The sequence below is a fragment of the Pseudomonas marginalis genome (genome assembly GCF_001645105.1).
In the GTDB taxonomy this organism is placed as follows: domain Bacteria; phylum Pseudomonadota; class Gammaproteobacteria; order Pseudomonadales; family Pseudomonadaceae; genus Aquipseudomonas; species Aquipseudomonas petroselini.
In genome coordinates this window covers 229,445-245,452 of record NZ_LKEG01000034.1, presented here as the reverse complement: position 1 = coordinate 245,452, position 16,008 = coordinate 229,445, and the positions used below count along the sequence as shown (strand labels likewise).

The following is a 16,008-nucleotide window of genomic DNA, read 5'->3' as shown; positions in this document are numbered from 1 at the left end:
AGGAAAACGCTAAATGGCCACAAACCCTGCCTCGCTCCGCTGAAATGGACTCCTTCTACGACCTTTGCGAGCCGCTCGATGTGGAAGTCGAAACAGGCTTGACCCCATCCGCTTCTTCAACTTGGACGCACTGGAGAATGGTCAGGTCGGCTATAAGTGGGCAGGCGAATCCAACAAGACTGAGTTGAATGAGAACTGGCCTGCGCAACACCTGGTTTTCATGGATGACATCGGCGGCGGCAAACCGGTTATCGCTGTGACCGATATGCCCGGCACACCGGTATTGGCGAGCTACGATGCCGCAGCGCCGTTCAAGATTGCCGACTCTCTCGCGGATTTCCTGCTGGCCTTCGCCAAGACTGTGGAGATCGTCCATGGAAAATTCGACATTTTTGATATCTACAACGACGACGATGAGCTTTCCAGCAAGTTCGTGAAGCTACTCAACAAGGAAGTCAGCCCGTTGTTGGGCGCGGAAAATTACGAACGCTTTTTTGACTATTTCTACGGCTGAGACCCAAGCCCGTGGTCAGCTCCAACAAAAATGGGCACCCGATCTAATCGGCGTGCCCATTTTTCCTATCACCCCGCCCCCTTCGAGACGGTAACGCCATTACGCGTTAACAGTGTCTTTCAGCGATTTGCCTGGCTTGAACGCAACAGTGTTGCTGGCCTTGATTTTCACCGGCTCGCCGGTTTGCGGGTTTTTGCCAGTGCGGGCGCCGCGGTGGCGTTGCAGGAAGGTGCCGAAGCCGACCAGGGTGACGCTGTCCTTGCGGTGCAGGGCGCCGGTGATTTCTTCGAGAACGGCGTTGAGGACGCGGTTGGCCTGTTCTTTGGTGAGATCCGCTTTTTCAGCGATGGCGGCTGCGAGTTCTGGTTTACGCATAAGTGAAGCCTCTTTGACGGTTTTTTGTTGTTATGTCCGTGCTGCTCTCTTCTGGAGCAGCGCCCAAAGCGCCGCAGGCTCTACTCTGCGGCAGACGGGAGTGAGGATGGCATGCCCTCGCACGCTCCGCCAGTCTCGCGGCGACCTTTCTAAGGGGAAAAACGTGCTTATTCCGACAGAACGACCGGTATTTACGCCAGCAATGGCGGAAGTTCTTTATTGAGGGCCAGTTTTTCCATCACCGCAGTGCCGGTCAGTGCATACCCCAGCAGGCGGCCACTGGCGTCGCGGCACAGGGCCTTGATGTCGGCGCCCTCGCCTTCCACGCTCCACACGCCTTCGGTGCCGCGTGGCGGTGGCGAGACCACCAACGGGCAGACCGGCGTCTTGACGGTCACCGGCATCGGCCCGTAGCTGACCGCCGTAGCGTTGCCGGCCAGGGTCTGGGCCAGGGCGCGGGCGCAGCTCATCAGTGGCATCACGTACAGCAGGTTCAAGCCGTCGACCTCGGCGCAGTCGCCCAGGGCGTAGATGTTGGCGTGGGAGGTCTTGAGGTGGCGGTCCACCATGATCCCCCGGTTGGTCTGCAGGCCTGCAGCAGCGGCCAGGTCGACACGTGGGCGCAGGCCGATGGCGGAGACCACCAGGTCGCAGGCGATCACTTCACCGTCCGACAGATGCGCTTCCAGGCCATCATCGGTGCGCTGNGGTGGAAGCGCGCGCCGAGGCCTTCCAGACCGGCCTGTACTGCAGCGGCGGCCGCCGGGTGCAGCAGGGTCGGCATGACCTGCTCGCACGGCGCCACCAGGTCGATTTCATAACCGCCAAGGATCAGGTCGTTGGCGAACTCGCAGCCGATCAGGCCGGCACCGAGCAGCAGCACGCGGCGCTTACCGGCAGCGGCGGCACGAAAGCGGGCGTAGTCTTCGAGGTCGTTGATCGGGAAAATCAGTTCAGCCGCATCGCCTTCAACCGGTACCCGCACGGTTTCTGCGCCCCAGGCCAGGATCAGGTCACGGTAAACCACCGCCTCCTCGCCGATCCACAGGCGCTTATGGCCGGGGTCGATGCCGCTGACGCGGGTGTGGGTACGCACTTCGGCCTTGAGTTGCTCGGCCATGGCGCCGGGTTCAGCCATGCTCAGGCCATCGGCTTCCTTGTTCTTGCCAAAGCCGGTGGAGAGCATGGGCTTGGAGTAGGAGCGCCCGTCATCCGCGGTGATCAGCAGCAATGGGGTCTCGCTGTCGAGCTTGCGAAACTCCCGGGCCACGTTGTAACCGGCCAATCCTGTGCCGATGATCACGACAGGTGCGTTCATTCCTTTCTCCTTGTAGTACTTATCTGAAAACCGAAAATTAGCCGATTTCGATCATTTCGAAATCCATTTTGCCCACGCCGCAGTCCGGGCACAGCCAGTCTTCCGGGACGTCCTCCCAACGAGTACCAGGCAGAATTCCGTCATCCGGCCAGCCGTCTTTTTCGTCATAGATCAGGCCACAGACTACACATTGCCACTTCTTCATTACTTGCTTCCTCAGGGTCCAGGCATCTTGGCCGACGGTCGATAGACCCGCGTTGCCGTACGGCTCAGGGCGTTTTGTACTGATCGGGGCCGGCAGATGCAAGCACGATCGACGCAAGCAGCCGGTTCAGTCCGGCAAACACCCAGGACGCCATGGTAAGCTCGCCGCCTCTTTTGCTGCCAATACTGACTCACCGTGCCGCACTCAATCGTCCCTACCGATGCTTGCCAATGGCTGATCCAGAGCCTTCTGACCCCTGCGCCCGCGCCTTTGACCCTCAATTGGCTGTTCAACGAAGACTCGCTGACGCGGCGGCTGACGTGGCTGTCCAATGACGGTTTCAGCGTGACGCCACTGTTCGAAGGCTGGCAGCCGCTGCGCGATGACGAATGTGCTGCCCTGGCGCTGGCGCCGTCCAGCATCGGTTGGGTGCGCGAGGTGTATTTGCGCGGCAATGGCCAACCGTGGGTGTTCGCGCGCAGTGTCGCGGCGCGCAGCGCCTTGCAGGGCGACGGCTTGCATATGGATGAACTGGGCAGCCGCTCGCTGGGCGAGTTGCTGTTCTGCGACCAAGCCTTCACGCGCCAGGCCATCGAGGTGTGTCATTACCCACGGCACTGGTTGCCCACGGCCGATCAGGTCGACGGGCTGTGGGGGCGCCGCTCACGCTTCGATCGCGGGCCGCTGAGCGTGCTGGTCGCGGAGATCTTTTTGCCCAGCTTCTGGCACGCACTGCACGCTCATCCGGAGAACTGCTGATGTACCAACGTCTGCTCAAATCCCTTAACCACCTGAACCCCAGGGCCTGGGATTTCGTTCAGTTGACCCGCATGGACAAGCCCATCGGCATCTATCTGCTGCTGTGGCCGACGCTGTGGGCGCTGTGGATCGCGGGCAAGGGGTCGCCCTCTTTAATCAATATCGTGATTTTTGTGTTGGGCGTGGTGCTGACCCGGGCCGGCGGCTGCGTGATCAATGACTGGGCCGACCGTAAGGTCGACGGCCACGTAAAACGCACCGAACAGCGCCCGCTGGTGAGCGGCAAGATCAGTTCGAAAGAGGCGCTGGTGTTTTTCGCAGTGCTGATGGGCATCAGCTTCCTGCTGGTGCTGTTGACCAACGCCACCACCATCCTGTTGTCCCTGGGTGGTTTGGCGTTGGCGGCGAGTTACCCGTTCATGAAGCGCTACACCTATTACCCGCAGGTGGTGTTGGGGGCGGCATTCTCGTGGGGCATGCCGATGGCGTTCACCGCCGAGACCGGTGATTTGCCCGCGACCGCATGGCTGCTATACATCGCCAACCTGCTGTGGACGGTGGGCTACGACACCTATTACGCCATGACCGACCGCGATGACGACTTGAAGATCGGCGTGAAGTCCACGGCCATTCTGTTTGGCGATGCCGATCGCGTGATCATTCTTACTCTGCAAGGCCTGTCGCTGGTGTGCCTGCTATTGGCGGGGGCGCGATTTGAGCTGGGCGGGTGGTTCCACCTGGGGTTGCTGGCGGCGGCGGGCTGTTTTGCCTGGGAATTCTGGTACACCCGGGACAAGGATCGGATGAAGTGCTTCAAGGCGTTTTTGCACAACCACTGGGCCGGGTTGGCGATATTTGTCGGGATTGTGGCGGATTACGCATTTCGCTAGGTGCTGTTATTTGGGGTGACTGGGCTGACGCCATCGGGGTGTAGCCCCCTCCCACATTTGGAATGCATTCAAATGTGGGAGCGGGCTTGCTGGCGAAGGTCTCAGCGGCGCCGCAGGCTCAAGGCTTGATCACATGCCAAGCGCCACCCTTGCCATCACCGGTCTTGTCACCGGCCTTTTTATCATCCTTGTAGGTGTAGACCGGCTTGCCGCCATAGGCCCACTGGCTGGTCTGGTCGTCGCGGGTGATAACCGTCCATTTGCCCATCGACTTGTCAGTGGACTCCGCCTTCAACGGCGGCCAGTTGGTCGCGCACTGGTCCTTGCACACTGACTTGCCGTCGGCATCCTTATCGAAGGTATAAAGGGTCATGCCCTTGTGGTCGACCAGCATCCCGCCTTGAGTCATCGCCGGCTCTGCCGCGAACGCCAGGGTCGGCAGCGTCAACGCCGCCGTTACCAGCAGGGCTTTCCAGGAAATTGTGCTGTACGTCATCGGAACCTTCCTTTTGTGGTTGTCAGGATTCGGACCCAAAGCGTAGCCCAGAGAGGCGCAAATTGCCCGAGCGACTAAATTACTGTCACACGACTGCAATAATTCCGTTATCTAATGCGGCGCAAGACAGTTAAATGACAAGAGGATTTTTGAGCATGGTTGGCAGGAGCATTCTGATTGTTGACGACGAAGCGCCCATCCGCGAGATGATCGCCGTTGCGTTGGAAATGGCCGGCTATGACTGCCTGGAGGCGGAGAACTCCCAGCAGGCCCATGCCATTATCGTCGACCGCAAGCCGGACCTGATCCTGCTGGACTGGATGCTGCCCGGCACCTCCGGCATCGAGCTGGCCCGCCGTCTCAAGCGGGACGAGCTGACCGGGGACATCCCGATCATCATGCTCACCGCCAAGGGCGAAGAGGACAACAAGATCCAGGGCCTGGAAGTCGGCGCGGATGACTACATCACCAAGCCGTTTTCCCCACGGGAGCTGGTTGCGCGTCTGAAGGCCGTACTGCGCCGTGCCGGGCCGACCGATGGCGAAGCCCCCATCGAAGTCGGCGGCCTGCTGCTGGACCCGATCAGCCACCGCGTGACCATCGACGGCAAGCCGGCCGAGATGGGCCCGACCGAATACCGCCTGCTGCAGTTCTTCATGACCCACCAGGAGCGCGCCTATACCCGCGGCCAATTGCTGGACCAGGTGTGGGGCGGCAACGTGTATGTGGAAGAGCGCACCGTCGACGTGCATATCCGCCGTCTGCGCAAAGCCTTGGGCGATGCCTACGAGAATCTGGTACAAACCGTGCGCGGCACTGGCTACCGCTTCTCCACCAAAGGCTGAGAGCCTGACTTAACCGCTGACAAGGACGCATGTTCAAGTGAATCAAAACTGGCATGGCACCCTGATCCGCCACATGCTTTTGCTGATCACCGGCTGCTTGTTGGTCGGCTTGGTCAGTGGTTACTACGGCTGGAGCCTGGCCGTCGGTATCGCCGTGTACCTGGGCTGGACCCTCAAGCAATTGCTGCGCCTGCATGAATGGCTGCGCCAGCACAAACCCGACGAAGCACCTCCCGACGGCTACGGCCTGTGGGGCGAGGTGTTCGACAGCATCTACCACCTGCAACGCCGCGACCAACGGGTGCGCGGGCGCCTGCAAGCGGTGATCGACCGGGTGCAGGAGTCGACCGCCGCGCTCAAGGACGCGGTGATCATGCTCGACAGCGACGGCAACCTGGAATGGTGGAACCGCGCCGCCGAGACCCTGCTGGGCCTCAAGACGCCCCAGGACAGCGGCCAGCCGGTGACCAACCTGGTGCGCCACCCACGCTTCAAGGAGTACTTCGAACAGGAGAACTACGAAGAGGCCCTGGAAATCCCCTCGCCCACCAATGACCGCGTACGCATCCAGCTGTACCTGACGCGCTACGGCAACAATGAGCACCTGATGCTGGTACGCGACGTCACCCGCATTCACCAGCTGGAACAGATGCGCAAGGACTTCGTCGCCAACGTTTCCCACGAACTGCGTACGCCCTTGACGGTGATCTGCGGTTACCTGGAGACGCTGCTGGACAACGTCGACGAGATCAACCCGCGCTGGAGCCGCGCCCTGCAGCAAATGCAGCAGCAAGGCTCACGCATGCAGACACTGCTCAACGACCTGCTGTTGCTGGCCAAGCTGGAGGCCACCGACTACCCGTCGGATAACCACCCGGTGGCGGTGCAGAGCCTGTTGCAGACCATCAAGAACGACGCCCAGGCCCTCTCCGGCCAACGTGGGCAGCAGATCACCCTGGAAGCCGACCCGACCGTCCTGCTCAAAGGCAGCGAAGGTGAGTTGCGCAGCGCGTTTTCCAACCTGGTGTTCAACGCGGTCAAGTACACCCAGGACAAAGGCAATATCCGCATCCGCTGGTGGGCCGATGAACAGGGCGCACACTTGAGCGTGCAAGACTCCGGCATCGGCATCGACGCCAAGCACCTGCCGCGCCTGACCGAGCGGTTCTACCGCGTCGACTCCAGCCGCAACTCCAACACCGGCGGCACCGGGCTTGGCCTGGCGATCGTCAAGCATGTGCTGCTGCGCCACCGTGCACGCCTGGAAATCAGCAGTGTGCTGGGGCATGGCAGTACGTTCACCTGCCATTTTCCTCCGACTCAGGTGAGCCGTTCGCGGGCAATCGGCATAGACGAATAACCCATAAACAACTCAGCATTAAATGTGGGAGGGGGCTTGCTCCCGATAGCGGTGTATCTGTTGATTGATCTATTACTGACCCACCGCTATCGGGAGCAAGCCCCCTCCCACAGTTGGATCTGCATGGTTTTGGAAAGCGCATTCCAGGCCCCACCCGGCAGCGGGCACTAGGCAAGCGCCCCGTCAGCCGCTACATTGGCCGACTTGCGCCTGTCTTTCAGGCCCTTTCGTCACCTCTTATTGAACACACGGAACCTGCAAAACCCCATCATGGACCCTTCCCCTGGCATCACCCTCGCTACACTCTTCGCCGACTTCGGCATGATTCTTTTTGCACTGGTCCTGGTACTGCTCAACGGTTTCTTCGTTGCGGCGGAATTTGCCATGGTCAAACTGCGCTCCACGCGGGTAGAGGCCATCGCCCATACCAACGGCTGGCGCGGGCAGATCCTGCGCACCGTGCACAGCCAGCTCGACGCTTACCTGTCGGCCTGCCAGCTGGGTATCACCCTCGCCTCCCTGGGCCTGGGCTGGGTCGGTGAGCCGGCGTTTGCGCACATCCTCGAGCCGCTGCTGGGCGCCGCGGGTGTCGAGTCGCCGGAAGTGATCAAGGGCGTGTCGTTCTTCGCCGCGTTCTTCGTGATTTCCTACCTGCACATCGTGGTCGGTGAACTGGCGCCCAAGTCCTGGGCCATTCGCAAACCCGAACTGCTGTCGCTGTGGACGGCGGTGCCGCTGTACTTGTTCTACTGGGCCATGTACCCGGCGATCTACCTGCTCAACGCCAGCGCCAACGCCATCCTGCGCATCGCCGGCCAAGGCGAGCCTGGCCCGCACCACGAACACCATTACAGCCGCGAAGAACTCAAGCTGATCCTGCACTCCAGCCGGGGCCAGGACCCGAGCGACCAAGGCATGCGGGTACTCGCCTCCGCCGTGGAAATGGGCGAGCTGGAAGTGGTGGACTGGGCCAACTCCCGGGAAGACCTGGTCACCCTGGATTTCAACGCCCCGCTCAAGGAAATCCTCGCGCTGTTCCGTCGCCACAAATTCAGCCGTTACCCGGTGTATGACGCAGTACGCAACGAGTTCGTGGGCCTTTTGCACATCAAGGACCTGCTGCTGGAACTGGCGGCCCTGGACCATATTCCTGAGTCGTTCAACTTGGCCGAGCTGACTCGCCCGCTTGAGCGTGTGTCGCGGCACATGCCGTTGTCGCAATTGCTGGAGCAGTTCCGCAAAGGCGGCGCGCATTTCGCCCTGGTGGAAGAAGCCGACGGCAAGATCATCGGCTACCTCACCATGGAAGACGTGTTGGAAGTCCTGGTGGGCGATATCCAGGACGAACACCGCAAGGCCGAGCGCGGCATCCTGGCCTACCAGCCGGGCAAGCTGCTGGTGCGTGGCGACACCCCGCTGTTCAAGGTCGAACGCCTGCTGGGAGTGGACCTGGACCACATCGAGGCCGAAACCCTGGCCGGCCTGATCTACGACACCCTCAAGCGCGTGCCGGAAGAGGAAGAGGTGCTGGAGGTTGAAGGTTTGCGGATCATCATCAAAAAGATGAAAGGGCCGAAGATCGTATTGGCCAAGGTCCTGCTGCTGGATTGACCGTCAATTGCCCAATGCAAAATTGGGCAATGCACCGACGGGTTGGTTGAACTCGTACGGGATCGACACCAATCCCGCCTCAGTGGCGCGCTGCACCACAAAATGCAGATGCGGCCCGCTGCTGTTGCCGGTATTGCCCGACAACGCCAGCGGGCTTCCTACCGCGACACGCTGTCCAACCCTGACACTGACCGAGCCTTGCTTGAGGTGCAGGTACACGCCCTCGGTACCGTCATCGTGACGCACCCGCACAAAATTCCCTGACGCATCGTTGCCCCGCCCGGCTTGCTCGTTTTCGGTTTTCACCACCATGCCGCTGCGTGCGGCGATGATCGGCGTGCCTTCGGGCATGGCGATGTCCATGGCGTAGCGGCTTTTGGCGTCGGTATGGCTGAAGGTGCCGTTGGGGCCCTGTGTCATGCGGAACGGGCCGCCGCGCCACGGCAAGGGGTAGCGGTAGGCCTGGGGTACGTAACGGGATTTCGGCCTATCGAGTATGGGCCGTTCGACCTTGCGCTCCTGGATCACGAACGCCTGGGCGCCAGGGGTTTGCCGGTCGCTGAAAAACACCACGCCATTGGCATCGGTGGATTTGTAGAGGGTCATGGCCTGGGTCGAAGTGGCGACCGTTGCCAGCCCGCAACACAGCAATAAGCGCATGAGCATGGCGTAAACCTGCCGATATGACCGGACGGGAGATTAGCAAGCAATCGTTACAGTCTGTCGTGAGCGGGCTTGCCCCGCGCGGGGCAAGCCCGCTCACGACAAATCAGGCACCCGGCACAAAATGCTTCTGCGCCGTACCCCGCGCGATCAGGCGGGAGATGTAATCGAGCTTCTGCGCATCCTGGTCGATAAACCGGAAGGTCAGTTGCAGCCAATCGCTGTCAGGCTTGGGTTCGAAGGCAACGATGGCGTGCAGGTAGCCGTTGAGACGGGCCACTTCGGCGTTGTCGCCTTGTTCCAGGTCGAGCACGGCGCTTTCCAGTACCTGAGGCAGGACTTCGCCGCGACGCACCACCAGCAGCGCTTCCTTGATGCTCAGCGCCTTGATCACGCATTGCTGGGTACCGCTGGACAGGCGCAATTGGCCCTGGCCACGCCCTCCTGCCGGCGCAGCCGTCGTCGCCGCTTGCACCGGCGGGCTGTTGAGCAAGCCTTTGTTGAGCGCAGGCGCGGCTGCCGCAACCGGCGCTGCTCGTGCCACTTCGGGCTTGCCGCCGGTCAGGGCGCTGAGGGAATCGTTGCCAAAGGCCGAATTCATTTTGGTCGGTGCACTGGCGACCAGGGCGTCGAGGCGGCCGATCTTGTGCAGGGCCTGCTTGACCTTGTTCAGCAACTGCTCGTTGGTGAACGGTTTGCTGACGTAGCCGGAAACCCCGGCCTGGATGGCCTGGACCACGTTTTCCTTGTCGCCACGGCTGGTCACCATCACGAACGGCATGGCTTTGAGGTGAGGTTGCTCGCGGCACCAGGTCAACAGCTCAAGCCCGGACATCTCCGGCATTTCCCAGTCGCACAGCACCAGGTCGAAGGTCTCGCGCATCAGGATGGCCTGGGCCTTTTTGCCGTTCACCGCGTCTTCAAGCTTGATCCCAGGGAAGTAGTTGCGCAGGCACTTCTTCACCAGGTCGCGGATAAACGAGGCGTCATCCACCACCAATACACTGACTTTACTCATCGACCCTTCATCCTATAAAAACTTCGGCACGCAAAACGCCTGACTGATGGCATTTTGCCAAAAACTCTGCAGTCACGTTCGGACTTTCTTTTACCCGACCTGAAAAAGTCAGGCGCCACAAACGAAAACGCCCGGCCAGAGGCCGGGCGTTAATTTCTCGGGCAACTTACTTATCGTCAGATTCGCCCGGAACATTAGGGATTTGATCAACCGAACCTTCAACTTCAGCCTTCATGCGCTTGAGGCCCATGTGCCGTACGTCGGTGCCGCGCACCAGGTAGATCACCAGTTCCGAGATATTACGCGCGTGGTCGCCGATCCGCTCCAGGGAGCGCAGCACCCAGATGATGCTCAAGACCCGCGAGATAGAGCGCGGGTCTTCCATCATGTAGGTCGCCAGCTCACGCAGGGCGGTCTTGTATTCGCGGTCGATGACCTTGTCGTACTGGGCCACCGACAACGCCAGTTCGGCGTCAAAACGCGCGAATGCATCGAGGGCATCGCGCACCATGTTGCGCACCTGATCGCCGATATGGCGCACTTCCACGTAACCGCGCGGCGCTTCGCCTTCTTCGCACAGCTGAATGGCACGGCGGGCGATCTTGGTGGCTTCGTCGCCGATGCGCTCCAGGTCAATCACCGACTTGGAGATGCTGATGATCAACCGCAGGTCAGACGCCGCCGGCTGGCGACGCGCAAGAATGCGCAGGCATTCTTCGTCGATGTTGCGTTCCATCTGGTTGATCTGGTCGTCGATCTCGCGCACTTGCTGGGCCAGGCCCGAGTCGGCCTCGATCAGCGCAGTCACAGCGTCGTTGACTTGCTTCTCCACCAACCCGCCCATCGCCAGGAGGTGGCTGCGCACTTCCTCGAGCTCGGCGTTGAACTGCGCGGAGATGTGGTGGGTAAGGCCTTCTTTGCTAATCATGTTGGCGTCCTTGGAGCGTCCGGTAAGGTGCGGAGAACCGCAGCGTCAGTGCAATCAGAACCACAGCTTCCTAGCCGTAGCGACCGGTGATGTAGTCTTCGGTCTGCTTCTTCGCCGGATTGGTGAACAGGGTATCGGTGTCGCCGAATTCCACCAGCTTGCCCATGTACATGAACGCGGTGTAGTCGGAAACCCGCGCCGCCTGTTGCATGTTGTGGGTCACGATGACGATGGTGAACTTGGACTTGAGCTCGTAGATCAGCTCTTCGACTTTCAGCGTCGAGATCGGGTCGAGGGCCGAGCAGGGCTCGTCGAGCAACAGCACTTCCGGTTCCACCGCGATGGTACGGGCGATCACCAGACGCTGCTGCTGGCCGCCGGACAGGCCGAGCGCCGATTCGTGCAGGCGGTCCTTGACCTCGTCCCACAGGGCCGCGCCCTTGAGGGCCCACTCCACCGCTTCGTCGAGGATGCGTTTTTTGTTGATGCCCTGGATACGCAGGCCATAGACCACGTTTTCGTAGATGGTCTTGGGGAACGGGTTGGGCTTCTGGAACACCATGCCCACCCGGCGACGCAGCTCAGCCACGTCTTCGCCCTTGCGGTAGATGTTGGTGCCGTAGAGGTTGATGGCACCGTCGACGCGGCAACCGTCCACCAGGTCGTTCATGCGGTTAAAGGTGCGCAGCAGCGTGGACTTACCGCAGCCCGACGGGCCGATAAAGGCGGTCACGCGCTGCTTGGGGATGTTCATGCTGACGTCGAACAGCGCCTGCTTTTCACCGTAGTACAGGCTCAGGCACGGCACTTCGATGGCCACGGTTTCCTGGGCCAGGCTCAGGCTCTGCTTGTCGCGACCCAGGGCAGACATGTTGATGCCGTGGGAATGGGTGTCATGTTGCATGGGAGGCTCCCTGTGCTACCAATTTTGTGTGTGGGAGGGGGCAAGCCCCCTCCCACATTGAAAAGCTTTAGCTGTCTAGCGCTTTGTATTTTTCGCGCAGGTGGTTACGGATCCACACCGCCGACAAGTTGAGCGTGGCGATCACCAGCACCAGCAGCAAGGCAGTGGCGTACACCAGCGGCCGTGCGGCTTCGACGTTGGGGCTCTGGAAGCCGACGTCGTAAATATGGAAGCCCAGGTGCATGATCTTCTGGTCCAGGTGCAGGTACGGGTAGTTACCGTCCAGCGGCAGCGACGGCGCCAGTTTCACCACGCCCACCAACATCAGCGGCGCCACTTCACCGGCGGCGCGGGCCACGGCGAGGATCATGCCGGTCATCATCGCCGGGCTGGCCATCGGCAGCACGATTTTCCACAGCGTTTCCGCCTTGGTCGCGCCGAGTGCCAGGGAACCTTCGCGCACGGTGCGGGGAATCCGCGCCAGGCCTTCTTCGGTGGCCACGATCACCACCGGCACCGCCAGCAGCGCCAGGGTCAGCGAGGCCCACAGCAGGCCCGGGGTACCGAAGGTCGGGGCCGGCAGGGCCTCGGCGAAGAACAGGCGGTCAACCGAGCCACCCAATACATACACGAAGAAACCCAGGCCGAACACGCCGTAGACGATGGCCGGTACGCCGGCCAGGTTGTTCACGGCGATACGGATGATGCGTGTCAGGGTGTTCTGCTTGGCGTATTCACGCAGGTAAACCGCTGCCAGCACGCCGAACGGGGTCACGATCATCGCCATGATCAGGGTCATCATCACGGTGCCAAAGATGGCCGGGAAGATCCCGCCTTCGGTGTTGGCTTCGCGTGGGTCGTCGCTGAGGAATTCCCAGACCTTGCTGACGTAGAAACCGATCTTGGTCATCGTGCCCATGGCGTTAGGCTGGTAGGCGTGCACCACTTTGCCGATGCCGATTTCAATTTCCTTGCCGTTGCCATCGCGAGCGGTCAAAGCATCACGGTTGAACTGGGCGTGCAGGTCGGCCAGGCGCGCTTCGATGTCCTGGTAACGGGCATTCAATTCGGCGCGGTCAGCGTCCATGTCGGCCTGGGCGGCGGCGTCGAGCTTGCCTTCCAGTTCCAGTTTGCGGCCATGCAGGCGGATACGCTCCAGGCCGGCGTTGATCGCGCCGATGTCGGATTTTTCCAGGCTCTTGAGCTGGGCGGCCAGCTTGTTCACACGGTCGACGCGGGCCTGCAGTTCCGGCCACGCGGCCTCGCCTTCGGCGATCACCTTGCCGTCCTGCTTCACGTTGACCAGGGTGCCGTAGAAATTGCCCCACTCACGCCGCTCGATGGTCATCAGGTTCGCAGGCGTGGTCTGGTCCTTGAGCCACTCGCCGACGATCCAGGTGAAGTCGTTGCCGTTCAGGTCGCGGTTACCGACCTTGATCAGCTCGCGGGTCATGAACTCCGGGCCTTGGTCCGGCACCGGCAGGCCAGCGCTTTTCAGGCGCTCGCGCGGCACTTCTTCTTTCTGCACTACTTCGCCGATGACGATATGGTTTTCCTGGCCCGGTACGTTGTAGTTGGCCTGGATCAGGTCGGCCGGCCAGAAGTGGCCCAGGCCACGTACCGCAATCACGGCCAGCAAACCAATGGTCATGATGACCGCGATGGACACCGCGCCACCGCTGATCCAGACGCCGGGGGCGCCGCTCTTGAACCATCCATTCAGGGAGTTCTGTTTCACAGACTTCTACCTTTCTTAAAGCGACGAGTATTTCTTGCGCAGACGCTGACGGATCAGCTCGGCGAGGGTGTTCATGATGAAGGTGAATAGCAGCAGCACCAGCGCCGAAAGGAACAGCACGCGGTAGTGGCTGCCACCGACTTCCGATTCCGGCATTTCCACCGCGACGTTCGCCGCCAGCGTGCGCAGGCCCTCGAACAGGTTCATCTCCATCACCGGGGTGTTACCGGTGGCCATCAACACGATCATGGTCTCGCCGACGGCGCGGCCCATGCCGATCATCAGCGCCGAGAAAATCCCCGGGCTGGCGGTGAGGATGACCACGCGGGTCATGGTCTGCCACGGCGTGGCGCCGAGGGCCAGGGAGCCCAGGGTCAGGCCACGCGGCACACTGAACACGGCGTCTTCGGCGATCGAGTAGATGTTCGGGATCACCGCAAAACCCATGGCCAAACCGACCACCAGAGCATTGCGCTGGTCGTAGGTGATGCCGAGGTCGTGGGAGATCCACATGCGCATGTCGCCGCCGAAGAACCAGGTTTCAAGGTACGGGCTCATGTACAGCGAGAGCCAACCCACGAACAGGATCACCGGGATCAGGATCGCGCTTTCCCAGCCATCCGGCACCCGCAAGCGGATCGACTCAGGCAAACGGCTGAACACAAAGCCGGCCACCAGGATGCCAATCGGCAACAGCATCAGCAGGCTGAAAATGCCCGGTAGATGCCCCTCGACATACGGCGCCAGGAACAGCCCGGCGAAGAAGCCGAGGATGACCGTCGGCATCGCTTCCATCAATTCGATCACCGGCTTGACCTTGCGGCGCAGGCTCGGGGCCATGAAGTAGGCGGTGTAAATCGCGGCGGCAACGGCCAGTGGCGCAGCCAGCAGCATGGCGTAGAACGCGGCCTTCAGGGTACCGAAGGTCAGCGGGGCCAGGCTCATCTTGGGTTCGAAGTCGGTGTTGGCGGCGGTCGATTGCCAGACGTACTTGGGCTCGTCGTAGTTTTCGTACCAGACCTTGCTCCACAGCGCGCTCCAGGACACTTCCGGGTGCGGGTTGTCGAGCAGCAACGGTTGCAGCTTGCCGCCGGCTTCCACAATCACACGGTTGGCCCGCGGCGACATGCCGTACACGCCCTGGCCGTCGACCACCGGGTCCACCAGCAGGGTGCGGTGGGCGGTGCTGTGGAACACGCCGAACTTGCCGGAAGCGTCGAGGGCGGTGAAGCCTTTGCGGCGCTCTTCGGCGGAGATTTCAATGATGGGCGTAGTGCCCATCTGGAAAGTACGGATCTGTTTGAAGCGCTGCTCGCCATCCGGATCACGGGCCATGAACCACTGGGCCAGGCCGCCTTTGGAGTTACCAATGATCAACGAGATACCGCCCACCAATTGCGTACTGGCGGTGACTTCGGCGTTACCGTCTTCCAGCAGTTTGTAGCGACCGTTGAGGCTCTTGTCGCGCAGGCTGAACACATCGGCGAGGGCGCGGCCGTTGATCACATACAGCCATTGCTGGCGCGGGTCGATAAAGATCGCCTTCACCGGCTCGGTCATTTGCGGCAGCTCGACACGCTTCTGCTCGCTGGTGACTTCGCCGGTCATCATGTTTTCTTCGCGGCTCAAGGTCAGCACGTTCAGGTACGAACCGGCCGAGCCTGCAATCACCAGCGAGGTGTCAGTGGCGTTGAGGGCGACGTGCTCCAGCGGGCGGCCAGCGTCATCCAGCACGATCGGTGTTTCACCGTAGGGGTATTCGATCGCCGGAGAGATGGTTTTCTTGCCGTCCGGGTAGGACACCTTATAGGTATGGCGGAACACCAGGGACTGGCCGTTGGACAAGCCGAGGATCACCAGCGGGCTGCCCGGCTGGTCTTCACCTATAGAGACGACAGTCGCGCCAGCCGGGAGCGGCAGGTCGACACGCTTGAGTTCGGCACCGGTCGTCACATCAAAGAACAACGCCTGGCCCTTGTCGGAAACCCGCATGGCGACTTGGTTCTGTTCTTCGAGCGAGATCAATAGCGGCTTGCCGGCGTCCTGCATCCATGCGGGCGTCAGCGCATCTTCCTTGGTCAGCGAGGCGCCCTGGAACAACGGCGCGACGACATAGGCCAGGAAGAAGAAAATCAGAGTGATGGCGCCGAGGACGGCGAGGCCGCCGACCAGCACATACCAACGGGTGAGGCGATCCTTGAGCGCGCGAATGCGGCGCTTGCGTTGCAGCTCAGGCGTATTGAAGTCAATGCGCTTGGGGGGAGAAGTCGTCGTCATGGTGGAATTGGCCAGATCATTCATGCGCACACCCTAGCGATCCTGTATGACAGAAAGATGACAGTGCAGTGACGCAACAAATCCGCCGCGAAGCAGGGCTGGCAGCG

The 16,008-nt window shown here is 61.3% G+C and carries 15 protein-coding genes and 1 pseudogene; 6 read left to right on the top strand and 10 right to left on the bottom strand.

Annotated elements, in window-relative coordinates:
• Nucleotides 1–121: 121 nt before the first annotated feature.
• Nucleotides 122–514 carry a hypothetical protein gene (locus AO064_RS10455; protein WP_244159509.1) on the top strand — a complete coding sequence of 131 codons (393 nt, stop codon included), beginning with the start codon at nt 122–124 and terminating at the stop codon, nt 512–514.
• A gap of 99 nt (nt 515–613) precedes the next feature.
• On the opposite strand, the gene AO064_RS10450 is transcribed toward AO064_RS10455, so the two are convergent.
• The 3 genes and pseudogenes from AO064_RS10450 to AO064_RS10440 form a co-directional block, all read right to left on the bottom strand.
• Nucleotides 614–889, bottom strand: coding sequence for an HU family DNA-binding protein (locus tag AO064_RS10450; RefSeq protein WP_003176958.1), 276 nt, complete (start codon nt 887–889; stop codon nt 614–616).
• Nucleotides 890–1,080: 191 nt separating this feature from the next.
• Nucleotides 1,081–2,207: pseudogene (locus AO064_RS10445) on the bottom strand (NAD(P)/FAD-dependent oxidoreductase).
• Nucleotides 2,208–2,244: 37 nt separating this feature from the next.
• Entirely contained in the window at nt 2,245–2,412 is a 168-nt protein-coding gene (locus AO064_RS10440; RefSeq protein ID WP_015886569.1) for a rubredoxin, read from the bottom strand.
• A gap of 195 nt (nt 2,413–2,607) precedes the next feature.
• On the opposite strand from AO064_RS10440, the gene AO064_RS10435 reads away from it, so the two are divergent.
• Both AO064_RS10435 and ubiA read left to right on the top strand, forming a co-directional pair.
• Nucleotides 2,608–3,171, top strand: coding sequence for a chorismate--pyruvate lyase family protein (locus tag AO064_RS10435; RefSeq protein WP_064053226.1), 564 nt, complete (start codon nt 2,608–2,610; stop codon nt 3,169–3,171).
• Nucleotides 3,171–4,061 carry a 4-hydroxybenzoate octaprenyltransferase gene (gene ubiA / locus AO064_RS10430; protein WP_015886571.1) on the top strand — a complete coding sequence of 297 codons (891 nt, stop codon included), beginning with the start codon at nt 3,171–3,173 and terminating at the stop codon, nt 4,059–4,061. Before AO064_RS10435 ends, ubiA begins: the two co-directional genes overlap by 1 nt.
• A 118-nt stretch (nt 4,062–4,179) precedes the next feature.
• Here ubiA and AO064_RS10425 read toward each other — a convergent pair whose 3' ends face one another.
• A complete protein-coding gene (locus AO064_RS10425) occupies nt 4,180–4,557 on the bottom strand; it encodes a COG4315 family predicted lipoprotein (RefSeq protein ID WP_064053225.1) in 378 nt (125 codons plus the stop codon).
• 155 nt (nt 4,558–4,712) lie between these two features.
• Here AO064_RS10425 and phoB point away from each other — a divergent pair, with 155 nt between their 5' ends.
• The 3 genes from phoB to AO064_RS10410 all read left to right on the top strand — a co-directional run bounded on the left by phoB (nt 4,713) and on the right by AO064_RS10410 (nt 8,373).
• On the top strand, nt 4,713–5,402 hold the full coding sequence (gene phoB / locus AO064_RS10420; RefSeq protein ID WP_003176964.1) for a phosphate regulon transcriptional regulator PhoB: 690 nt from the start codon (nt 4,713–4,715) through the stop codon (nt 5,400–5,402).
• Nucleotides 5,403–5,475: 73 nt separating this feature from the next.
• Entirely contained in the window at nt 5,476–6,762 is a 1,287-nt protein-coding gene (gene phoR / locus AO064_RS10415; RefSeq protein WP_231809912.1) for a phosphate regulon sensor histidine kinase PhoR, read from the top strand.
• A gap of 270 nt (nt 6,763–7,032) precedes the next feature.
• Nucleotides 7,033–8,373 carry a hemolysin family protein gene (locus tag AO064_RS10410; RefSeq protein ID WP_015886574.1) on the top strand — a complete coding sequence of 447 codons (1,341 nt, stop codon included), beginning with the start codon at nt 7,033–7,035 and terminating at the stop codon, nt 8,371–8,373.
• A 3-nt stretch (nt 8,374–8,376) separates the two neighbouring features.
• On the opposite strand, the gene AO064_RS10405 is transcribed toward AO064_RS10410, so the two are convergent.
• The 6 genes from AO064_RS10405 to AO064_RS10380 form a co-directional block, all read right to left on the bottom strand.
• Nucleotides 8,377–9,039, bottom strand: a complete 663-nt coding sequence (locus tag AO064_RS10405; RefSeq protein WP_015886575.1) for a peptidoglycan DD-metalloendopeptidase family protein — start codon at nt 9,037–9,039, stop codon at nt 8,377–8,379.
• A 103-nt stretch (nt 9,040–9,142) separates the two neighbouring features.
• Nucleotides 9,143–10,054 (bottom strand): response regulator, encoded by a 912-nt coding sequence (locus AO064_RS10400; RefSeq protein WP_064053223.1) that lies wholly within the window; start codon nt 10,052–10,054, stop codon nt 9,143–9,145.
• Nucleotides 10,055–10,220: 166 nt separating this feature from the next.
• The gene (gene phoU / locus AO064_RS10395; RefSeq protein ID WP_015886577.1) at nt 10,221–10,982 is read right to left on the bottom strand and encodes a phosphate signaling complex protein PhoU; all 762 of its coding nucleotides are present in this window, start codon (nt 10,980–10,982) and stop codon (nt 10,221–10,223) included.
• A 70-nt stretch (nt 10,983–11,052) separates the two neighbouring features.
• The gene (pstB, locus tag AO064_RS10390) at nt 11,053–11,886 is read right to left on the bottom strand and encodes a phosphate ABC transporter ATP-binding protein PstB (RefSeq protein ID WP_064053222.1); all 834 of its coding nucleotides are present in this window, start codon (nt 11,884–11,886) and stop codon (nt 11,053–11,055) included.
• A gap of 67 nt (nt 11,887–11,953) precedes the next feature.
• Nucleotides 11,954–13,624 (bottom strand): phosphate ABC transporter permease PstA, encoded by a 1,671-nt coding sequence (gene pstA, locus AO064_RS10385; RefSeq protein WP_064053221.1) that lies wholly within the window; start codon nt 13,622–13,624, stop codon nt 11,954–11,956.
• A 15-nt stretch (nt 13,625–13,639) separates the two neighbouring features.
• A complete protein-coding gene (locus AO064_RS10380; RefSeq protein ID WP_183143936.1) occupies nt 13,640–15,673 on the bottom strand; it encodes an ABC transporter permease subunit in 2,034 nt (677 codons plus the stop codon).
• Nucleotides 15,674–16,008 lie beyond the last annotated feature (335 nt).

Bases quoted from the DNA above. Each gene is read 5' to 3' on its own strand.
- AO064_RS10450 (WP_003176958.1), bottom strand. From the start codon at position 889: ATGCGTAAACCAGAACTCGCAGCCGCCATCGCTGAAAAAGCGGATCTC.
- AO064_RS10440 (WP_015886569.1), bottom strand. From the start codon at position 2,412: ATGAAGAAGTGGCAATGTGTAGTCTGTGGCCTGATCTATGACGAAAAA.
- ubiA (WP_015886571.1), top strand. From the start codon at position 3,171: ATGTACCAACGTCTGCTCAAATCCCTTAACCACCTGAACCCCAGGGCC.
- AO064_RS10425 (WP_064053225.1), bottom strand. From the start codon at position 4,557: ATGACGTACAGCACAATTTCCTGGAAAGCCCTGCTGGTAACGGCGGCG.
- phoB (WP_003176964.1), top strand. From the start codon at position 4,713: ATGGTTGGCAGGAGCATTCTGATTGTTGACGACGAAGCGCCCATCCGC.
- phoR (WP_231809912.1), top strand. From the start codon at position 5,476: ATGCTTTTGCTGATCACCGGCTGCTTGTTGGTCGGCTTGGTCAGTGGT.
- AO064_RS10410 (WP_015886574.1), top strand. From the start codon at position 7,033: ATGGACCCTTCCCCTGGCATCACCCTCGCTACACTCTTCGCCGACTTC.
- AO064_RS10405 (WP_015886575.1), bottom strand. From the start codon at position 9,039: ATGCTCATGCGCTTATTGCTGTGTTGCGGGCTGGCAACGGTCGCCACT.
- AO064_RS10400 (WP_064053223.1), bottom strand. From the start codon at position 10,054: ATGAGTAAAGTCAGTGTATTGGTGGTGGATGACGCCTCGTTTATCCGC.
- phoU (WP_015886577.1), bottom strand. From the start codon at position 10,982: ATGATTAGCAAAGAAGGCCTTACCCACCACATCTCCGCGCAGTTCAAC.
- pstB (WP_064053222.1), bottom strand. From the start codon at position 11,886: ATGCAACATGACACCCATTCCCACGGCATCAACATGTCTGCCCTGGGT.
- AO064_RS10380 (WP_183143936.1), bottom strand. From the start codon at position 15,673: ATGCAGGACGCCGGCAAGCCGCTATTGATCTCGCTCGAAGAACAGAAC.